The 17,362-nt window shown below is 70.6% G+C and carries 20 protein-coding genes and 1 rRNA gene; 9 read left to right on the top strand and 12 right to left on the bottom strand.

The annotated features are described in order from the left end of the window. A partial coding sequence (locus CCN37_RS21595) for a LysR family transcriptional regulator (protein WP_086823978.1) occupies nt 1-836 on the bottom strand: 836 nt, incomplete at its 3' end. Nucleotides 837-922: 86 nt separating this feature from the next. Here CCN37_RS21595 and CCN37_RS21590 point away from each other — a divergent pair. After that, on the top strand, nt 923-1,888 hold the full coding sequence (locus CCN37_RS21590) for an MBL fold metallo-hydrolase (RefSeq protein WP_086823968.1): 966 nt from the start codon (nt 923-925) through the stop codon (nt 1,886-1,888). A gap of 92 nt (nt 1,889-1,980) precedes the next feature. Continuing rightward, nucleotides 1,981-3,264 carry a glycosyltransferase 87 family protein gene (locus CCN37_RS21585; RefSeq protein WP_086823966.1) on the top strand — a complete coding sequence of 428 codons (1,284 nt, stop codon included), beginning with the start codon at nt 1,981-1,983 and terminating at the stop codon, nt 3,262-3,264. A 111-nt stretch (nt 3,265-3,375) separates the two neighbouring features. Here CCN37_RS21585 and CCN37_RS21580 read toward each other — a convergent pair whose 3' ends face one another. Next, complete coding sequence (locus tag CCN37_RS21580) at nt 3,376-3,597, bottom strand: hypothetical protein (RefSeq protein WP_143261725.1); 222 nt, start codon at nt 3,595-3,597, stop codon at nt 3,376-3,378. 162 nt (nt 3,598-3,759) lie between these two features. Here CCN37_RS21580 and CCN37_RS21575 point away from each other — a divergent pair, with 162 nt between their 5' ends. Together CCN37_RS21575 and CCN37_RS21570 are read left to right on the top strand one after the other, a co-directional pair. Further along, the gene (locus tag CCN37_RS21575) at nt 3,760-5,274 is read left to right on the top strand and encodes a peptide deformylase (RefSeq protein ID WP_086823963.1); all 1,515 of its coding nucleotides are present in this window, start codon (nt 3,760-3,762) and stop codon (nt 5,272-5,274) included. 92 nt (nt 5,275-5,366) lie between these two features. After that, nucleotides 5,367-5,699: a hypothetical protein gene (locus CCN37_RS21570; RefSeq protein WP_086823960.1), complete on the top strand. Its 333-nt coding sequence runs from the start codon at nt 5,367-5,369 to the stop codon at nt 5,697-5,699. Nucleotides 5,700-5,714: 15 nt separating this feature from the next. Here the strand turns inward: CCN37_RS21570 and CCN37_RS21565 are convergent, their stop codons facing one another. The 6 genes from CCN37_RS21565 to CCN37_RS21545 form a co-directional block, all read right to left on the bottom strand. Beyond that, entirely contained in the window at nt 5,715-6,404 is a 690-nt protein-coding gene (locus CCN37_RS21565; protein WP_086823958.1) for a histidine phosphatase family protein, read from the bottom strand. Between the two features lie 38 nt (nt 6,405-6,442). Then, a complete protein-coding gene (locus tag CCN37_RS40045) occupies nt 6,443-6,580 on the bottom strand; it encodes a hypothetical protein (RefSeq protein ID WP_168200780.1) in 138 nt (45 codons plus the stop codon). Nucleotides 6,581-6,745: 165 nt separating this feature from the next. Then, entirely contained in the window at nt 6,746-6,997 is a 252-nt protein-coding gene (locus CCN37_RS21560) for a hypothetical protein (protein WP_086823956.1), read from the bottom strand. A gap of 19 nt (nt 6,998-7,016) precedes the next feature. Then, nucleotides 7,017-7,619, bottom strand: a complete 603-nt coding sequence (locus tag CCN37_RS21555; RefSeq protein ID WP_086823954.1) for a DM13 domain-containing protein — start codon at nt 7,617-7,619, stop codon at nt 7,017-7,019. 58 nt (nt 7,620-7,677) lie between these two features. Next, a complete protein-coding gene (locus CCN37_RS21550) occupies nt 7,678-8,511 on the bottom strand; it encodes an undecaprenyl-diphosphate phosphatase (RefSeq protein WP_086823952.1) in 834 nt (277 codons plus the stop codon). Then, on the bottom strand, nt 8,512-9,558 hold the full coding sequence (locus tag CCN37_RS21545) for an LLM class F420-dependent oxidoreductase (protein ID WP_086823976.1): 1,047 nt from the start codon (nt 9,556-9,558) through the stop codon (nt 8,512-8,514). Nucleotides 9,559-9,684: 126 nt separating this feature from the next. Here CCN37_RS21545 and CCN37_RS21540 point away from each other — a divergent pair, with 126 nt between their 5' ends. Further along, nucleotides 9,685-10,662 (top strand): aldo/keto reductase, encoded by a 978-nt coding sequence (locus tag CCN37_RS21540; protein ID WP_168200779.1) that lies wholly within the window; start codon nt 9,685-9,687, stop codon nt 10,660-10,662. On the opposite strand, the gene CCN37_RS21535 is transcribed toward CCN37_RS21540, so the two are convergent. Next, the gene (locus CCN37_RS21535) at nt 10,638-11,243 is read right to left on the bottom strand and encodes a TetR/AcrR family transcriptional regulator (protein WP_086823974.1); all 606 of its coding nucleotides are present in this window, start codon (nt 11,241-11,243) and stop codon (nt 10,638-10,640) included. The genes CCN37_RS21540 and CCN37_RS21535 overlap by 25 nt on opposite strands. A gap of 87 nt (nt 11,244-11,330) precedes the next feature. Here CCN37_RS21535 and CCN37_RS21530 point away from each other — a divergent pair, with 87 nt between their 5' ends. The 3 genes from CCN37_RS21530 (at nt 11,331) to CCN37_RS21520 (ending at nt 13,872) form a co-directional block, all read left to right on the top strand. Next, nucleotides 11,331-12,503: a cytochrome P450 gene (locus CCN37_RS21530; protein ID WP_086823950.1), complete on the top strand. Its 1,173-nt coding sequence runs from the start codon at nt 11,331-11,333 to the stop codon at nt 12,501-12,503. 137 nt (nt 12,504-12,640) lie between these two features. Then, nucleotides 12,641-13,648 (top strand): YncE family protein, encoded by a 1,008-nt coding sequence (locus CCN37_RS21525; protein WP_246843217.1) that lies wholly within the window; start codon nt 12,641-12,643, stop codon nt 13,646-13,648. Then, complete coding sequence (locus CCN37_RS21520; protein ID WP_168200778.1) at nt 13,645-13,872, top strand: DUF5703 family protein; 228 nt, start codon at nt 13,645-13,647, stop codon at nt 13,870-13,872. Before CCN37_RS21525 ends, CCN37_RS21520 begins: the two co-directional genes overlap by 4 nt. A 229-nt stretch (nt 13,873-14,101) precedes the next feature. On the opposite strand, the gene CCN37_RS40935 is transcribed toward CCN37_RS21520, so the two are convergent. Next, the gene (locus CCN37_RS40935) at nt 14,102-15,388 is read right to left on the bottom strand and encodes a protein kinase (protein WP_210408144.1); all 1,287 of its coding nucleotides are present in this window, start codon (nt 15,386-15,388) and stop codon (nt 14,102-14,104) included. A 52-nt stretch (nt 15,389-15,440) separates the two neighbouring features. On the opposite strand from CCN37_RS40935, the gene CCN37_RS21505 reads away from it, so the two are divergent. Further along, nucleotides 15,441-15,995, top strand: a complete 555-nt coding sequence (locus CCN37_RS21505) for an RNA polymerase sigma factor (RefSeq protein WP_086823944.1) — start codon at nt 15,441-15,443, stop codon at nt 15,993-15,995. Nucleotides 15,996-16,069: 74 nt separating this feature from the next. On the opposite strand, the gene CCN37_RS21500 is transcribed toward CCN37_RS21505, so the two are convergent. Together CCN37_RS21500 and rrf are read right to left on the bottom strand one after the other, a co-directional pair. Further along, nucleotides 16,070-16,990 carry an alpha/beta fold hydrolase gene (locus CCN37_RS21500; RefSeq protein ID WP_086823942.1) on the bottom strand — a complete coding sequence of 307 codons (921 nt, stop codon included), beginning with the start codon at nt 16,988-16,990 and terminating at the stop codon, nt 16,070-16,072. A gap of 135 nt (nt 16,991-17,125) precedes the next feature. Then, nucleotides 17,126-17,242 (bottom strand): 5S ribosomal RNA (gene rrf / locus CCN37_RS21495). Nucleotides 17,243-17,362: the final 120 nt, after the last annotated feature.

The following is a 17,362-nucleotide window of genomic DNA, read 5'->3' as shown; positions in this document are numbered from 1 at the left end:
GCCACGGCCGGGGTGTGCTTGCCGCGCGGCCACACCGGCGAGGTCCGCCAGGTCAGCGGCGAGCCCACGAGCGGGCGACAGCGCACGTCGGGGTGCGGAGCCGAGGAGCCCAGGTGCTGCAACGCCACGGCGGAGCCCGCGAGCACCAACCCCAGCGCGAAGCCCGGGGTCGCCGCCTCGTGCACGACGCGCGGGGTGAAGCCGTGCCGGGCGCACGTGGACAGCAGCTCGTCGTGCAGAGCGGGCGCGGTCGCCCGAGGGAAGATCACCAGCTCGTGCCCGGCGAGTTCCGCCAACCGCACAGGCCCATGAGGCCACCCCGGCGGGCACAGCACCCCAAGCGGTTGGCTCAGCACTTCGCCCTGGTCCAGCCAGGGCGCGTCGAAGGGATGCCGCAGCACTCCCACGTCCAGCGTGCGGTCGGCCAGCGCCCGCAGCTGCTCGGCGGTGGTCAGCTCGCGCAGCGTGAGCCGCACGTCGGGGCAGCGCTCGCGGAACTCCGAGACCAGGCTCACCACCACGTCCCCGGGCAGGTCGGGCAGCATCCCGCCACGCAGCACCCCGGCCTCGCCACGCCGCAGCCGGTCGGCGACGGTGTGCAGGCGGTCGACGCGGCCGAGCACTTCGCGGGCTTCCACCAGCAGCGCGGCGCCCGCGTCGGTGAGCCGCACCTGTCGTGCGGCCCGGTCGAACAACCGCACGCCCAGCTCGTGTTCCAGGCGCTGGATGCGCTGCGACAGCGGCGGCTGGGACATGTGCAGGCGGCGGGCGGCGCGGCCGAAGTGCAGCTCCTCGGCCACTGCCAGGAAGTACCGCAGATGCCGCACCAGGTCCACGAGCAGCAACGATATCTGATTCGATATGGGCGCGGTCCCGATATTGGTGTTGGACTCGATCCGCGCGGCGCTGGTCTGCTCGTGCCATGTGCACAGGACATCTGAGCAGGCGCGGACTCATCCGGGGCGCGGGCGCGGCGGCGCTGGCCACCGGCCTGGCGGGAACCGCGGCAGCGGACCCGAAGCCGCTGAGCGGACCGGGCGTCACGCTCCGCTGGCTGGGCGTCGCGGGCTGGGAGTTGAGCGCGAACGGGCGACGAGTGCTGTTCGACCCTTACCTCAGCCGCATGGAGTACCGGGTGCCGGGCGGTTCGGCGATCAACGAGCGCGCGCGGCTCGCGCTGCGCCCGGACCTCGTGGACCGCACGATCACCGAGGCCCCCGAGCTGATCATGGTCAGCCACGGGCACTGGGACCACGTCGCCGACGTCCCGCACCTGCTGGCCCGCTTCCCCGGGGCGCGCGTGGTCTGCGGGCGCAGCACCGCGTTCCTGCTGGAGGCGTGGGACGTGCCGCGCTCGCGGATGATCGTCGTCCGGGGCGGGGAGAACCTGGAGTTCGGCGGCCTGAGCGTGCAGGTCGTGCCCAGCCTGCACTCCATGACGGCCGAGCACGCCTACCTGCTGCCCGGAGAGCTGGACGCGAAGCCGCGCACGCCCAGGACGCTCGGCGAGCTGGTCGAGGGCGAGACCTTCGCCTTCCAGGTCAGCTTCAGCGCAGGCAGTTCAGGCACCACCCGCGAGGTGCTGCTCTTCGGCGCGACCAACTACGCGGAGCGGGAGCTGGCCGGGCTCACCCCCGACGTCCTCGTCGCGAGCATGACCTCGTGGAAGCCGGTGCACGCCTACCCCGCGCGGCTGGTGCGGGCGCTCGGATCGCCGCCGCTGACCGTGGCCAGCCACCACGACGACATGCTCACGCCACTGGACTCCCCCGACCTTCCCGCCACGATCAACACGGCGGGCCCTGCGGCGTTCCGGACCGAGGTCGCCGCGGCCGGACTCGTGACGAACGTTCACGAACCGACTCATCGCAAGCCCTTCACCGTGTGATCTGGGGCACTTGTCGGCAACGCCAGGGGGGCCGTTCTGTCTAGTGGGGATGACAGCGGCAGAATGCGCCGGCCCCCATCGAAAGGTCACTGATGCGCACGAGCCCGGCCGAGCCGGCGACCCGCGACCACGATCCGAAGCCCGCGAGCGCGCGACGGCGCAAGCTGCCGTGCCCGCCGTGGTTGCTCGTGGGGGCGCTGGCGCTGTTCGCGCTCTCCGCCTACCTGCGCGTCTCCGACATGATCACGTGGCTGCCGTACCGGGCGCACATGCACGACCTCGCCGTCTACTACACCGCGGGCCAGGACCTCTGGAACAACACCGAGCTCTACACCAAGAACCACGCCGGGCTGCCGTTCCTCTACTCCCCCTTCGCGGCGCTGTTCGCCTCCGCGATGACGCTGCTGCCGATGGGCAGCGTGCCGTGGGTGATGACCGGGCTGAGCGTGCTGTCGGTGCTCGTGGCGATCTGGTGCGCGTGGGGCATCGCCGGGTTCGCCGCCTCCCCAGGGCGCCTCGCGCTCACGCTGGGCGTCGGCGCGGTGGCCATGCACCTGGAGCCGATCCAGTCCAACATCGCCTTCGGCCAGGTCAACGCGCTGCTGATGGGCCTGGTCATGCTCGACTTCGCGTTGCCGAAGGACAACCGGTTCAAGGGCGTCGCGCTCGGGCTGGCCGCCTCGGTCAAGCTCATCCCGGGCGTGTTCATCCTCTACCTGCTGCTCACCGGGCGGATCAGGGCCGGGGTGACCGCGATCGGCACCGTCGTGGCCACCATCGCCGTCGGCACCGCGTTCCTGCCCGTGCAGTCCGCGCAGTTCTGGACCGGCGGCTTCGCCGACAGCTCGCGGATGGGCGCCTACCTGTTCTGGCACGGCAACCAGTCGATCAACGGGATGATGGGCCAGGCCTTCGTCCACGAGCAGCCCGCGCTGCACGTCACCCGCCTCGGCCTGGCCGCGCTCCTCGGCGTCATCGGGCTGCTCGTGGCGACCCGGCTCGGCCGTCGCGGACTGGAACTGCCCGGTGTGCTGATGACCGCGCTGACCGCGCTGCTGGTCTCGCCGATCTCCTGGCACCACCACTGGGTGTGGGTCGCCCCGTTCCTGGTGCTGCTGATCAGCCAGGCGATGCGCCCGACCGGCCCCCGGCTGACCTGCGCGACGGCGGCGGTGAGCCTGGTGCTGGTGACGGCGTGCTGGCCGGACCCGTACGCCCAGGACCCGCCCGGCTCGATCGGCATCCTGTGGTGGGGCGTCCCGAAGGAGGACACCGCGACCTTCTTCGCCGTGCACAACATCTACACGATCGCCGGACTCGTCGCGTTCCTCGTCGTCGCCGTCGCGACGCTGCGGAACCCGCGTGGTCTGAGGTGATCGGTGGTCTGAGGTGATCAGGGGGTTCCTTCCCGGTCCGGCGTTCGCAGGCGCCGAAACCCCCTGATCACCTCTGCTTGGCGTTCACTGCGGCACCGCGGTTTCCGGGGCCTAGGACACGCTGCGGTGCCACAGGAGCTCGCCAAGATCAAGGTCGGGGACAACCGCGGCGTTCGCCATGGCCACCATCCGCATCTGGTCCTCGTCCGGGCCGTCGGTCCACACCACCCAGTACCGCCGCAGCGGCCGGTCGTAGCGGACGACGACGTGCACCCCGGTGCGGATGGCCAGGAGGCTGGCCAGCCGGCGGGCGGAACGAGCCCTTGTGCTCACGGTGATCACGGTTCACTTCCGATCCGTAGGCAGTTCCCTTATTTCTGCAGATCCCGTGCTGTCCCTTCGGAAACGAGGACACCACGCGGCCCCCGTTTCGATCTAGGCTGAGCGGGACTCACGCGGCGCTCACGCTCACTCACGGTGCGAGACGGAGGCGAGATGACCGAAGACCAGGACTTAGCTCCCGGGCTCGCACTCCCCCAGGACGCCTTCGTCGAGGAGTTCCGCCGCTGGCGGGACGTGCGGGGACTGTCCAAGACCGCGTTGGCCGAGGCCATGGGCTACAGCCGCTCCTACGTCTCCAAGGTCGAGAGCGGCCACGAGCGGGCCTCGCGGGAGTTCGCCAAGGCAGCTGACATCGCGCTCGGCGCGGGCGGGGCGCTGCGCAGGGCGTGGCGGGGCCACGAGCAGGCGCGCGGGCACCAGCCCCCGCACCCGAGGACCCCGAGCCCGCCGGAGTACCTCACCGACCCGGCGCAGGTCGTCGTCGAGCACGACCACGCCGAACTGCGCTACGACGGGCACACCTACCGCGCGACCATGCGGCGCAAGCTGTTCAACAACAGCGCCGACCCGATCACGCGCTACCTGATCCGCATCTCGGTGGACCGCTTCCCCGGCCGCCCGGACCAGTCCAACCGGCTCTACCGCGACCAGCCGCTCACGTGGGAAGAAATAGATCTCCACGCGTGGTGGGGCGAGGACCGGGCGGAGCCGATGCAGTTCGTGCCCCAGCACGACCGGGACGCCGTCAAGGAGGTGTGGTTGCTCTTCGCCAACGACAGCGGGCACTTCCCGCTGTACCCGGGCGAGAGCACGTGGATCGAGTACACCTACGCGGTCGGCGACGACAAGTGGGGCAACTGGTTCCAGCGCGCGGTGCGGCTGCCGACCAAGCGGCTGTCGGTGCGGCTGGACTTCCCCGCTGAGCTGGGCCCCTCGGTGTGGGGCCTGCACACGTCGATGACCGCGGACTCGATGCCGTTCCGCACCGCCATATCCGACCAGCACGAGGGAGACCGACGGATCTACGCCTGGGCGACGGAGGACCCGCCGATGAACGCTCGGTACCGGTTGGAGTGGCACTTCCGGCGCAGGCCCGCCGAAGCCGCGACACGACAGGCCAGGCCCAGCGAGACGATGCGCTCGCTCGGCGTCATCCAGCACGAGGACCCCCTGCTGCGCAGGCCCGCGCGCCCGTTCACGCTGCCCGAGGACGCCGAGGACGCCAAGCGCGTGGTCTCGGAGTTACAGGCGGCCACCGCGCGGGTGGCTCGGGCGCACGTGTTCGGCAAGGGCATGGGCATCGCGGCGAACCAGATCGGCATCGACCGCGCGGCGGCGATGATCTGCCCGCCCGCGGGCGCGGACGTGATCACCCTGTTCAACCCGAGGGTGATCGAGTCCTCCGACGAGGTCGACGAGCAGTACGAGGGCTGCCTGAGCTTCTTCGACGTGCGCGGCATGGTCCCCCGGCCGCTGACCGTGCACGTGGAGCACCAGGACCTCGACGGGACGCGGCGGATCACGATCTTCAACCAGGGGGTGGCCCGGCTCGTCCAGCACGAGGTGGACCACCTGCACGGCCGCTTCTACACCGACCGCATGCCGCCCGAGGTCCAGCCCATCCCCGTCGAGCTCTACCGGGGCGCGGGCGCGGACTGGAAGTACTGAGCACGTTTCGGGTGGGCGCGAAGCTGATTTATGAGGGTTTTTCCTGGGTGCCACGGTGGTCAGTACCACTGAAGCTCTCGAAGGGGACATCCATGCGCATGCGTTCCGCGCTCGCCATCACCGCCACCGTGCTCGGCCTGCTCACGCTGCCCTCGGCGGCCCAGGCGGCCCCCACGACGGCGGAGGCGAAGAGGTGCGCCGACAACGCTTTCGTCGTCAAGGGGATCTACATCAGCTACGGCAAGGGCGAGCTCTTCTGCCTGACCGACGGGCGCCCGGAGCTGTACGCGTTCGAGGGTGCGACCGGGTGCGGGCCGCTGATCAAGGGCGGCACCGGCTACGGCCTCACCAAGGCCAACAAGCGGATCAGCTGCGCGCAGCCGATCAACTTCGTCCGCCAGGACATGCGCTTCGCCACCAAGTAGCGCTCAGCACACGGCTCAGGCCGTCGAGCCGCCGACGGCGGCGTGCGCGGTCGCCATGGCCGCCGCGTCCGCGCGCGGCACCAGGCTCGACAGGTCCCCGCCGGTGTCGTTGACGCGCAGCACGTAGGGCCGTGTCTCGGTGTAGGTCACCACCGACATCGAGCACGGCTCGACCACGATCCGCTGGAAGGAGTCCAGGTGCAGGCCGAGCGCGTCGGCCAGCACCGCCTTGATCACGTCGCCGTGGCTGCACGCGATCCACACCGCGTTCTCGCCGTGCTCGGCCGTCATCCGCGCGTCGTGCTCCCGGATCGCGGCCACCGCGCGCGCCTGGACCTCCGCCAGGCCCTCACCGCCGGGGAACACCGCCGCGGAGGGGTGCTGCTGCACGACCTTCCACAGCGGCTCCTCCACCAAGTCCTTGATGCCCCTGCCGGTCCACTCGCCGTAGTCCACTTCGGACAGACGCGGTTCCTCGACGGCGGTCAGCCCGAGCTTGGCCGACAGCGGCTCCAGTGTCTGCACGCAGCGGTGCAGCGGGGAGCGGACCAGGCCGGCGACCGGGACCCCGGCGAGCCGGTCGACCAGCTCCCGCGCCTGCTCCTCACCGCGCTCGGCCAGCCCGACCCCCGGCGTGCGCCCGGCGAGGACACCGGCGCCGTTCGCGGTGGAACGCGCATGTCGGAGCAGGATCACGGTAGCCACACCACCCAGCGTAGGTCACCGCGCCACCCACCCGCGTTTCACCAGGTGCGGAAGCGCTCTCGCACGGTGGCACCGGCTTCCGGCCCGCGCACGGGCTCGCCGTTCACGCACCCCGGGCCCTCCAGCGAGGTCGGCTCCCACGCCGGGTGCAGCCCCTTCACCATCGTCCCCGGCACGTCGAAGGCGTGGGGATTTCGCTGACGCGGTTCCGCGGCCGTGATGTCGCTGGGTCGCCATGATCGACAGGACAAGAGCGGTCGACACGGTTCACGCGAACGAGTTTCCGAGATTGGTACGTCAGGGTGATGGACAACATTTTCGCGACGGTGCATGAGAAAGCGCTAGCCCGTCACGACGAGCAACCCGATGGGCTGATCGGTCAACGCGGCGACGGGGTCGTCGGCGGCCAGGCCCAGCCCGGCCGCCGCCAGCAGCCCGACGATCTTCTCCGCCGCGTTGCGCCGTCCCGCCGGGCTCGCGGCCATCACCAGCGCGAGCGTCGTCCCGGGCCCAGCGGTGCCGATCTCGTAGGTCGCGGAGCGGACCGAGCGCAGCGCGTAGCGGACGTGGTCGGGCTGGATCGCTTGAGTCACAAGGCATTCTGGCAGAGCACTAGAGGGACAGCGGCGCGGACCCGAACGCGACGTTGAAGCGGTCGCACCAGATCACGACGCTGCGCAGGCCGCCGAGATCGGCACCGGCGGGGATGGCGTAGTTCTGGTTGCCGTGCGTGCCCTTGAGAGCGCCGAGCTTCACGTAGCGGCCGTCGTCGTACTTGCCCCACGAGCCGCCCGCGGTGGCGTCGGTGAGCCACACGTGCAGGTCGGGACCGTCCGAAGTGGCCAGCCCCTCCAAGCGGAGCACGCGGTTGCCGTCGGCCAGCTTGAGCACCTTCGCCGTACCGGTCGTCTTGTGCTCCTGGGTCACGAACGCACCCGAGGCCAGCTCCACCGTGACCGGACGCGCGGACGACGAGGTGGCAGTCGACGAAGGCGCGGCCGACGTCGTGGGAGCAGCCGAGGAAGACGGAACGGCGGGCGACGAAGACGGAGCAGAAGTCGACACGACGGCGGCGGGGGCCACGGGCAGCGCCTCGTCGACGGTGCTGCTGGTGAACAGCCGCCAGGGCTGGAACAACCAGAGGCCGACGGCCACCACGACGACACCGACGGCCAACCCGGCCTGGACCCAACGCTTCCGCAGCAACTGGCGCATGAGGCAGTTCTATCCCGCCGAACACCGCATTCGCACTGGTTGCAGCCTTACGGAGTCCTTACACCGCGTTGATGGCGCCCGCGCCGAGCATGGCGAACAGGAACAGGCCGAGCGCGATGCGGTACCAGACGAAGACGTACACGCTGTGCTTGGCGACGTAGCGCAGCAGCCACGCGATCGAGGCGTAGCCGATGGCGAAGGCGATCACGGTCGCGACGATCATCTGCGCGACGCTGGGCTGGAATCCGGCGCCGCCGCGCTCGAAGACGTCCGGGATGCTGAAGATGCCAGAGGCCACGACGGCGGGGATGGCCAGCAGGAACGAGTAGCGGGTCGCGGCCTCGCGGGTGAGCCCGATGGCCAGGCCCGCGGTGATGGTGCCTCCGGAGCGGGACACGCCGGGCACCAGCGCCATCGCCTGCGCGCAGCCCATGATCACGCCGTCCTTCATGGTCATCTGCTCGACGGTGCGCCGCTGCCGCCCGAAGCGCTCGGCGAGCCCCAGGAAGATCGCGAACACGATCAAGGTCGTGGCGACGAGCCACAGGTTGCGAGCCGAGGTGCGGATCTCGTCCTTGAACAGGTAGCCGAGCACGCCGATCGGGATGGTGCCGATCACGACGTACCAGGCGATCCGGTAGTCAGCGGTGCGCCGCACGCTCGCGTCGACGAACCCGCGGAACCACGTGCTGAGCAGCCGCCAGATGTCCTTGGCGAAGTAGATGAGCACCGCGGCCTCGGTCCCCAGCTGCGTCACAGCGGTGAACGAGGCCCCGGCGTCACTGTCGAAGAACAGCTCCGAGGTGATGCGCAGATGGGCGGAGGAGGAGATGGGCAGGAACTCCGTGAGTCCTTGAACGACGCCCAGTACCAGTGCCTGCACCCAGTCCACTTACGCGACCCCTGACTTCTCCAATGCCTCGACGGCCGTGCGCAGCGCCGCCTTGCCCTGCTCGTGATCCTGCAGCACCACGGACACCGACAGGGTGGTGACACCCGCTTCGGCCATCGCTTGCATCCGATCGGCGACCCGCTCGGGCGGTCCGAGCAACGAGGTCTGATCGATGAACTCCAGGGGAACAGCCGCCGCCGCGCCGAGGTAGTCCTTGGCGAGGAACTTCTCCTGAACTTCGCGTGCCGCCTCGCCGTAGCCCATCCGGGTGGCCAGCTCGTTGTAGAAGTTCTTCTTCCTGGAGCCCATGCCGCCGAGGTAGAGCGCGCAGTAGGCGCGCACGTTGTCGGCGCAGGCCTTCCAGTCGTCACCGATCACCAGCGGCACGGTGGGCACGACGTCGAAGCCCTCCATGGTCTTGCCCGCCTTGGCCCGGCCCGCGCGCACCTGGGCCATCGGCTCCGCGAAGTGCTCCGGCGAGAAGAAGATCGCCAGCCAGCCGTCGCCGATCTCCCCGGCCAGCTCCAGGTTCTTCGGGCCGACCGCCGCGAGGTAGACCGGCAACTGCTCGCGCACCGGGTGCACGGTCAGCTTGACCGCCTTGCCGGGGCCGTCCGGCAGCGGCAGCGTGTAGTGCTCGCCCGCGTAGGTCAGCCGCTCCCGGCGCAGCGCGGCGCGCACCACGTCGACGTACTCCCTGGTCCGGCCCAGCGGCTTGTCGAAGCGCACGCCGTGCCAGCCCTCGGAGACCTGCGGCCCGGACACGCCGAGGCCGAGCCGGAACCGCCCGCCGGAGAGGGTGTCCAGGGTGGCCGCCGTCATCGCGGTCATCGCCGGGGTCCGCGCGGGGATCTGCATGACCGCGCTGCCCACGTCGACGCGTTCGGTCTGCGCCGCCACCCACGACAGCACGGTCGGCGCGTCGGAGCCGTAGGCCTCCGCTGCCCACACCACGGAGTAGCCGAGCTTGTCGGCCTCCTTGGCGAGTTCGAGGTTGTCGGCGTCGTTGCCGGCGCCCCAGTAGCCCAGGTTCAGTCCAAGTCGCACCGCCATGACACTACTCACCGGTAACAAGACGGGAAGGTCCACGTGATCCGCGTCACCCGAAGGGGAGACGCGCCCCACGACCGGGATAACCGCGATCACGGCGGGGCACTGTCTAGGCTCCTGCACGTGGAGCATCGACAGCTCGGCCACAGCGGCCTGCGGGTGTCCCGACTGGGACTGGGCACCATGACCTGGGGCCAGGACACCACGACCGAGGAGGCCGCGAGCCAGCTGACCGCGTTCATCGACGCGGGCGGCACCTTCGTGGACACCGCCGACGTCTACAACGAGGGCGAGAGCGAGACCGTCCTCGGCGGACTGCTCGGCGACGTCGCCCCGCGCGAGAACATCGTGCTGGCGACCAAGGCCGTCGCCCGCCGCACCGACGGCCCCTTCGGCGGCGGGGCCTCCAGGGGCGCGCTGCTCACCGCGCTCGACGGCTCGTTGCGCAGGCTCAAGGTGGACCACGTCGACCTCTGGCAGCTGCACGCCTGGGACGCCTCGGTCCCGGTCGAGGAGACGCTCTCCGCACTGGACGCCGCGATCGCCAGCGGCAAGGTCCGCTACGTCGGCATCTCCAACTACTCCGGCTGGCAGCTGGCCACCGCCGCCACGCTCCAGTCGGCCAAGCCCGCGCACCACCCGCTGATCTCCACGCAGGTCGAGTACTCCCTGCTGGAGCGCGGGGTCGAGCGCGAGGTCGTCCCCGCCGCGCTGCACCACGGCCTCGGCCTGCTCCCCTGGGCCCCGCTCGGCCGCGGCGTGCTCACCGGCAAGTACCGCAACGGCACCCCGGCCGACTCGCGCGCGGCCTCGCAGAACCTCTCCCGCTACGTCGAGCACCACCGCACCGAGCGCGCCACGCGCATCGTCCAGGCCGTGGTCACCGCCGCCGACGGCCTCGGCACCTCGCCGCTGTGCGTGGCGCTGGCGTGGGTGCGCGACCGCCCCGGCGTGATCGCGCCGATCATCGGCCCCAAGGACACCGGCCAGCTCACCGGCTGCCTCGCCGCCGAAGAGCTCGAACTGCCCAGGGCGATCCGCGCCGCGCTCGACGACGTCAGCGCCCCGACGATCACCTACCCCGAACGCCGCATGGACTGACCCAGCACCAACTCCACGTGGGCGTCGAGCACGGCCAGCGCCTCCTCCTGCGCGTAGTGCTCGCCGAGCACGTGCACGCCCAAGCCCTCGACCAGCGCCACCAACCCGGTCGCCGCCTGGAGCGGCTCCATGCCCAGCCGGTCCTGCCCCGCCCACACCTGCGCGATCTGCCCGGCGAAGTGCTCCCGCATCGCCACGGTGTTGCGCCGCAGCACCTCGGCCAGCTCCGGCCGGTTCGCCGAGTACGACATGAACGCCAGCGCGACGCGACCCTCGACGCGACGCTCTTCATCCAGTGGCAGCAACGAGATCAGCAGCGCCCGGACCTGGCCAACGGGGGTCTCCTCCGCGCCGACCGCCCGCTCCGCGCGTGCCTGTGCCCGCTCGCTGACCACCTCCAGCGCGAAGGACATCAGCTCGTCCTTGCCGCGGAAGTAGTGCTGCACCATGCCCGAGGTCACGCCGGCCTCAGCGCCGACGTGCCGCAGGCTCACCGCTTCGAGGCCCTGCTCGGCGGCGATCCGCATCAGCGCCTCGGCCAGCCGCTCCCGGCGTTCGGCGTGGTCGACGCGCTTCGGCATGGCCACATCTTTTCACATTGCGGTCGTATTGACATGCTTCCGGTGAACTTTTACGTTTCACTCGTAACGTCAAAATGAGGAGGTCCGGTGCCGACCCGCCAGCTCCCCTTCGCCCAGCCCGACCCGACCGCGCCACCGCCCGCCTACGCCGAACTCCGGGCGAGCTGCCCCGTCGCCGAGGTCACCACGCCCGACGGCGCGCCGGCCTGGCTGATCACCTCCTACGAGGCCGCGGGCGCTGTGCTCGGCGACTCCCGCTTCGGCATGGCCCCCATCGGCGCCGACACCACCGGCAACGACACGCTCTTCCAGGACGGCCCCACCCACACGCGACTGCGCCGCCTGGTGACCAAGGCGTTCACCCCGCGCTCGGTCGAAGCCCTGCGCCCGTTCGTCGAGCGGCACTGCGCCGAGCTCGTCGACGCCATGCGCGCCAAGGGCACCGGCGCCGACCTGGCCGAGGACTTCGCCGCCCCGCTCTCCATGGCCGTGATGAGCGAGATGTTCGGCGTGGAGCTGCGCGACCGCGAGCACTTCAGCGACCTGGCCGAGATCGTCAGCACCGCCGACCTGCACTCCGGCGACGAACAAGCCCTCGCGATCGCGCTCAAGGCATGGCAGGAACTGGGGCTCTACTCGGCCCGGTTGATCTCCGCCAAGCGCGAGACCCCCGGCCAGGACGTGCTCAGCGGCCTCATCGCGGTCCGCGACGACGAGGACGGCCGCCTCTCCGACGCCGAGCTGATCGGCATGGTCACCACCCTCGTCCTCGCCGGGTACCAGACGGCCCGCAACGCCATCTGCGTCGCCGCGATCGACCTGCTCGTCCAGGACCGCCTGCACGAAGTGCTCACCGACGAGTTCGACGACGTCCTCGACGAGGTCCTGCGCCGCCTCGGCGGAATCGTCGGCAACCCGTTGGCGCGCTGGGCGCACGAGGACGTCGAGATCTCCGGCACGCGCATCGCCAAGGGCGAGCAGGTCCTGGTCCGGCTCGACGCCGCCAACCACGACCCCGCCACCTTCGCCGAGCCCGAAGCGTTCCGCACCGACCGCGAAGCCTTGCCGCACATGAGCTTCGGCCGCGGCGCGCACCACTGCCTCGGCGCGTCGCTCGCCAAGGTCGAAGTCGGCACCGCACTGCGCGCGCTCGCCGCAGCACTGCCCGGCCTGCGCCTCGCCCTGCCGGTCGCGGAGATCCCGTGGACCGCCGTCACCGCCATCGACCGCGGCCCGGAATCCGTTCCGGTGTCCTGGTGAGAGCCCTTGATCACGGCTCAGCCGCGCGGGTGTGCCAACCGGGTGCCCGCGCGTGACCCTCCCCGCCGCGTGGTGGATGCTGGTATCCAGGACATGTAGGCCGGGTACACCCCGGCCGCGCCGGAGGAGGTCGGATCTTGCGTCGCCGTGCGGTGGCAGTGGTGCCCGTCGTCATCGGAGCCCTGGCGCTGAGCGCCTGCGCACCGGACCGCACGCCCAACGATCCGCTGCTCGTCGGCGACGAACTGGTGGCACCGTCACCCGCAACCTCCCCACCGAGCGCCTCCCCCACCGGGACCGTGATCCCGCTGGACGGACCGGCTCGCGCGCTGGCGCTGGACACCACCACCCGGACGCTCGCGGTCGCCATGGACGGCAAGGAGATCCGGCTGTTCTCCGTGGACGCTCCGCAGGCCCCGCCGCGCGTGGTCGCCGTCCCGGACAAGGTCAGCTCGCTCAGCCCGGCGGGCGATGGCGCGCTCTTCGCCGCCGTGCCCTCGGCCAACGCGCTGGTCCGCGTCGACCTCCGCACCGGAGCCACCGAGCAGACGACCGTCGAGGGCGCCCCCAGCGGCGCGACCGTCGTGAATGGACGGACGGTGGTCTCGCTCAGGAACCGCAACGCCGTCGCGGTGCTCGACGGCGGCAAGGTGGCCCGCGAGGTCACCGGCTTCTTCGCGCCGACGGCGGTGCTGCCCGGCGGCGCCGGTGAGGCGCTGGTGCTGGACGTCAACCGCACCGCGCTGCTGGAGGTGAAGGTCGCCGAGGGCACTGTCGGCTCCGCGATCCGCGCGGGCGACGGCGCCACCAACGCGGTCACCGACCGCTTCGGCCGCGCGCTCGTGGTCGACACCAGGGGCGGCGAACTGCTCGCCTTCTCCACGGACCCGTTCCTGATGAAGCAGCGCTTCCCCGTACCGGGCACGCCGTACGGGATCGCCTACGACTCCAAGCGCGACCTCGCGTGGGTCACGCTCACCGAACGCAACGAGGTCGTCGGCTTCCACGTCGCGGGCGGCGAACCGGTGGAGAAGCACCGCTTCCCCACCGTCCGCCAGCCCGACTCGGTGGCCGTCGACCCGGACAGCGGCAGGGTCTTCGTCGCGTCCGCGGACCGGGAAGGGCTCCAGGTGGTGCAACCGTGAGCGACGAGGGCAACGGCTCGATCATCGACGGGGACTGGGAGTACCGCCCGCTCCGGCTGCCCCCGGGGGTCTCCCGCAAGACGGCCATGACCCAGCTCGCGCTGCACGCGGAGTTCTCCGGCTGGGAACTGGCCAGAGTGCTGCTCTTCGCCGACGGCACCCGCAAGATCTGGCTGCGCCGCCGCTACCGGCCCAACCAGATGCTGCCCGGCATCATCGCCTGACCTCGCCTCCGGGCGCTTGTGGCCCTTCGACCTGCCGAGGACAATTTCACTCGGCACTGAAATCATCGTGATAGTGAAGATTTCCGCGCACACCTCAGCGAGGCGCCGCCCTCCCACTGGTCCTCAGCGGTCCACAGTGGACAGTTCATGGTGATCTTCCCCCAGGGCTCGTGGTGCTGACACCGTTGTGACGCTGTCCGAGCGGGAAAGGTTGGCGGAGACGGGGAACTTATCCCACGGCCCACACGACGGGCCCGACCTCGACCTGACCGCCGTCGCCGACCGGCCCCTTGTCCCACGGGAAGACCACGAGATCGAGCGAGCCCGGCAGACGGAACTCCATCCGCGCGGGGGTCAGCGGTGTCACGTCGCGGTTCTTGGCGTCGACGTCCCAGTTCAACTGCACGGAGGCCATGCCGCCCTCACCGACCTGGACCTCCACCGGCTCGCCCTGGCCGTCGCCGTAGCGCAACGGGATGACCTTGCCGTCGGCCTGGACGAACCGCACGTCCTCCAGCCTGCCGAAGAGCTTGCACTCCCGCTTGTCCGAGGCGAAGAACAGCTCCATGTTCCTGCGGTTGCTGTTCAACGGTTCGGCGCCGTCACCGCCGGTGAGCACCCGCAGGTCACCCGCCCGGCACAGCTGCGGGTCGATCGGCTTGGCCGAGGTCGTCGGCGCTGCACCCTGCCGCTGCTGCTCAACCGGCTTCTGCTGCCAGTACAACAGCCCCGCCGCCAGCCCGAGCACGCTCACCGCCGCCACACCGGGCAGCACGAAACGCTTGCGCGACACGGCTTTCTCCCCCGCGGCCACCGCGCGCAGCTCGTCGACGAAGGCACGCGCGCTCGGCCAGCGCCGGTCTGGATCGGCCTGCAGAGCGCGGCGGATCGCCCGGCCGAGCCTGCCCTCCAGCCGCACCCCCGGCTCCCCCACCGTGCTCCCGGCGAGCAACCGGTGCGCCAGCGCGCCGAGCCCGTAGACGTCGGTGCGCCCGTCGACCACCGCGCCGCTGCGGGCCTGCTCCGGCGCCATGTAGCCCGGGGAACCCGCGACCTGCGTCAGCCCCGACCCCTGCGCGAGCGCCTTGGCCAGGCCCAAGTCGGCCAGCACCACGCGATCGCGGTGGATCAGCACGTTCGACGGCTTGAGGTCGCGGTGCACGATGTCCAGCTCGTGCAGCACGCACACGGCCTCGGCGACCTCGACCAGGACCTCCAGCGCCTCGTCCTCGGGCAGCGGCCCCTTGGCAAGGCGGTCCTCCAGGCTGCCGCCGTCGGCGAGCACCGTCACGAAGTACGGGCGCCCGTCCGGTAGCTCGCCGATGTCCAACACGCGGAGGATGCGGTCGGAATCGGCCAGCCGCAACAACTTCGCCTCGGCGATGAACCGTTCGCGCACGTCAAGATGGCGTGCCCAGTTGTCGGCGAGGACCTTGATGGCCACGGGTGCGTCGAGGGTGTCGTCTTCCGCGCGCCACACCGAAGCGAACGCTCCGGTCCCCAGCAGCCCCGACACGCGGTAGCGGCCTATCGAATCGATGCTCGGCCTCCTCGATATTGTCAACGCCATGCTAGGCGATCAGGACGCGGAGGCGTTGGCCAGAAGGGTCACCCAGGGGGACCGTTCAGCCCTGGACGAATTGCTCCGCGTCATCCAACCCGGAGTGCTGCGGCACTGCGGCCGCTACCTCCCCTGCCGCCAGGACGCCGAGGAAGCGTGTCAGGACGCGCTGCTTCGGGTGGCGGAGAAACTGCCCACTTTCGAGTGGCGCAGCAAGTTCAGCACGTGGCTGCACACCGTCGTCTCCAACAGCGCGCTCAGCACATATCGCTCCATGAAGCGCCGCGCGGACAAGCAGGGCGGGGACGACACCGTCCTGGCCACACGCCCGGACCCGAGGACCACGAGCGTGATCGCCGGCTCACGGGTCGACCTGCTCGACGCCTTGGAGCGCTTGGAGTCCGAGCGCCCGCGCATCGCCGCCGCCTTCGTGCTGCGCGACGTCTCCCGCCTGACCTACAACGAGATCGCCGAACACCTCGACGCCCCCGTCGGCACCATCAAGAGCCAGGTCCACGACGCCCGCGTGGCCGTCCGCGAGTGGCTCGCCGACCAGTCCTGACCGCCGCCCTGTTCGCGTTGTGGCAACAACTTGCGCTCTGGGAGCGCTCCTCCGCACAAGGTGTTGCCACAACGCTAGGTGGTGACCTGGCGAACCAGGGCGGCGATGTGGGCGGTGACGTCCTCGGGGCGCTCCAGGGGGAGCATGTGGCCGGCTCCGGGGAGGACGAGCGGTTGGCCGCCGCCGCAGATCTCGACGATCTTGGCGACGTGCGAGGCCGGGCAGAGCTTGTCCTTCTCCCCCGTCATCACCACGATCGGCTTGCCCTGGATGACCGTGAGGGCGGCCGTGCGGTCGTGTCGGTCGAACGCGGGGCGGAACAGGGCCACCGTCTCCGGCCACTGGGACCACACCATCTCGGCCGTGATCGCGACGTCCTCGCCTCTCGGGTCGTCGCCGAAGAGCCACCAGCGCAGCCCTGCCGTCTTCGCGGGCTCGATGCGCTCGCGCACCTTGCGCACGAGCGGGCCGAAGACGTTCTCCAGCTCCTGCACGAGTTTCCCGGCGAGCGTGGGCAGTCCGAGCTGCGCCTCCGAGGCTCCGCCCGCTGAGGTGGACACGAACGCGACCCCGCCGACGCGCTGACCGAACAGCCTCGGCCTGCGCTCGGCGAGCGCCATGATCGCCATCCCGCCCATGGAGTGCCCGACGAGCACGGTCGTTCCCGTGGGCGCCAGCTGTTCGATCACCTGCGCCAGGTCGTCCCCGAGCTGCTCGACCGTGGCGGTTTCCTCGGTGGCATCCCCGGACTTGCCGTGGCCCCGGTGGTCGTAGGAGATCAGCCGCACCCGCTGGTCGAGCACCGCGGGCAGCAGGTCGAACTGCCTGCCCCAGGTCCGGTGGTCCAGCGCGTAGCCGTGGGTGAAGATCACTGTGATCGGCGCGTCCGCCGCTCCGGCCTGGACGGCGTTGAGCAGCGTGCCGTCTTCGAGCAGCACCACCGTCGACCCGTCGCCGGGGCCGAGCGTGGGTTCGGACTCCGAAGTTCCCGACATGGCAGGAGATGGTGGCACGCCCGCCCGGATTTATCTACCCGCGAGTAGGTTCGACCTGCGGGCGCGCACACGGGAAAGACGCCCGGAAATGCCTGAAGGGGCCCCAGCATTCTGGGGCCCCTTCAGGGAATGATTGTTCGGCGGCGTCCTACTCTCCCACACCCTCACGAGTGCAGTACCATCGGCGCTGGAGGGCTTAGCTTCCGGGTTCGGAATGGGACCGGGCGTTTCCCCTCCGCCATAACCACCGAAACACTATGGAATTCACAACCACACCAGAAACCCTCACCCACCCCGCCGAAACCAACCCCACCAGGGGATCAGTCTCCACGAGGGAGCGTTTCCGGTTCCGGGTTGTTCTCCCAGAACCGC

The sequence above is a fragment of the Allokutzneria sp. NRRL B-24872 genome (genome assembly GCF_002155965.1).
Taxonomy (GTDB): Bacteria; Actinomycetota; Actinomycetes; order Mycobacteriales; family Pseudonocardiaceae; genus Allokutzneria.
Note: the sequence above shows the minus strand (reverse complement) of the source record. Positions and strands in the feature narration are given on the sequence as shown.

Excerpts from the sequence above, each read along its gene's own strand:
- CCN37_RS21575 (WP_086823963.1), top strand. The coding sequence starts at position 3,760 with ATGACCGAAGACCAGGACTTAGCTCCCGGGCTCGCACTCCCCCAGGAC.
- CCN37_RS21505 (WP_086823944.1), top strand. The coding sequence starts at position 15,441 with ATGCTAGGCGATCAGGACGCGGAGGCGTTGGCCAGAAGGGTCACCCAG.
- CCN37_RS21500 (WP_086823942.1), bottom strand. The coding sequence starts at position 16,990 with ATGTCGGGAACTTCGGAGTCCGAACCCACGCTCGGCCCCGGCGACGGG.
- CCN37_RS21590 (WP_086823968.1), top strand. The coding sequence starts at position 923 with ATGTGCACAGGACATCTGAGCAGGCGCGGACTCATCCGGGGCGCGGGC.
- CCN37_RS21585 (WP_086823966.1), top strand. The coding sequence starts at position 1,981 with ATGCGCACGAGCCCGGCCGAGCCGGCGACCCGCGACCACGATCCGAAG.
- CCN37_RS21570 (WP_086823960.1), top strand. The coding sequence starts at position 5,367 with ATGCGCATGCGTTCCGCGCTCGCCATCACCGCCACCGTGCTCGGCCTG.
- CCN37_RS21555 (WP_086823954.1), bottom strand. The coding sequence starts at position 7,619 with ATGCGCCAGTTGCTGCGGAAGCGTTGGGTCCAGGCCGGGTTGGCCGTC.
- CCN37_RS21535 (WP_086823974.1), bottom strand. The coding sequence starts at position 11,243 with ATGCCGAAGCGCGTCGACCACGCCGAACGCCGGGAGCGGCTGGCCGAG.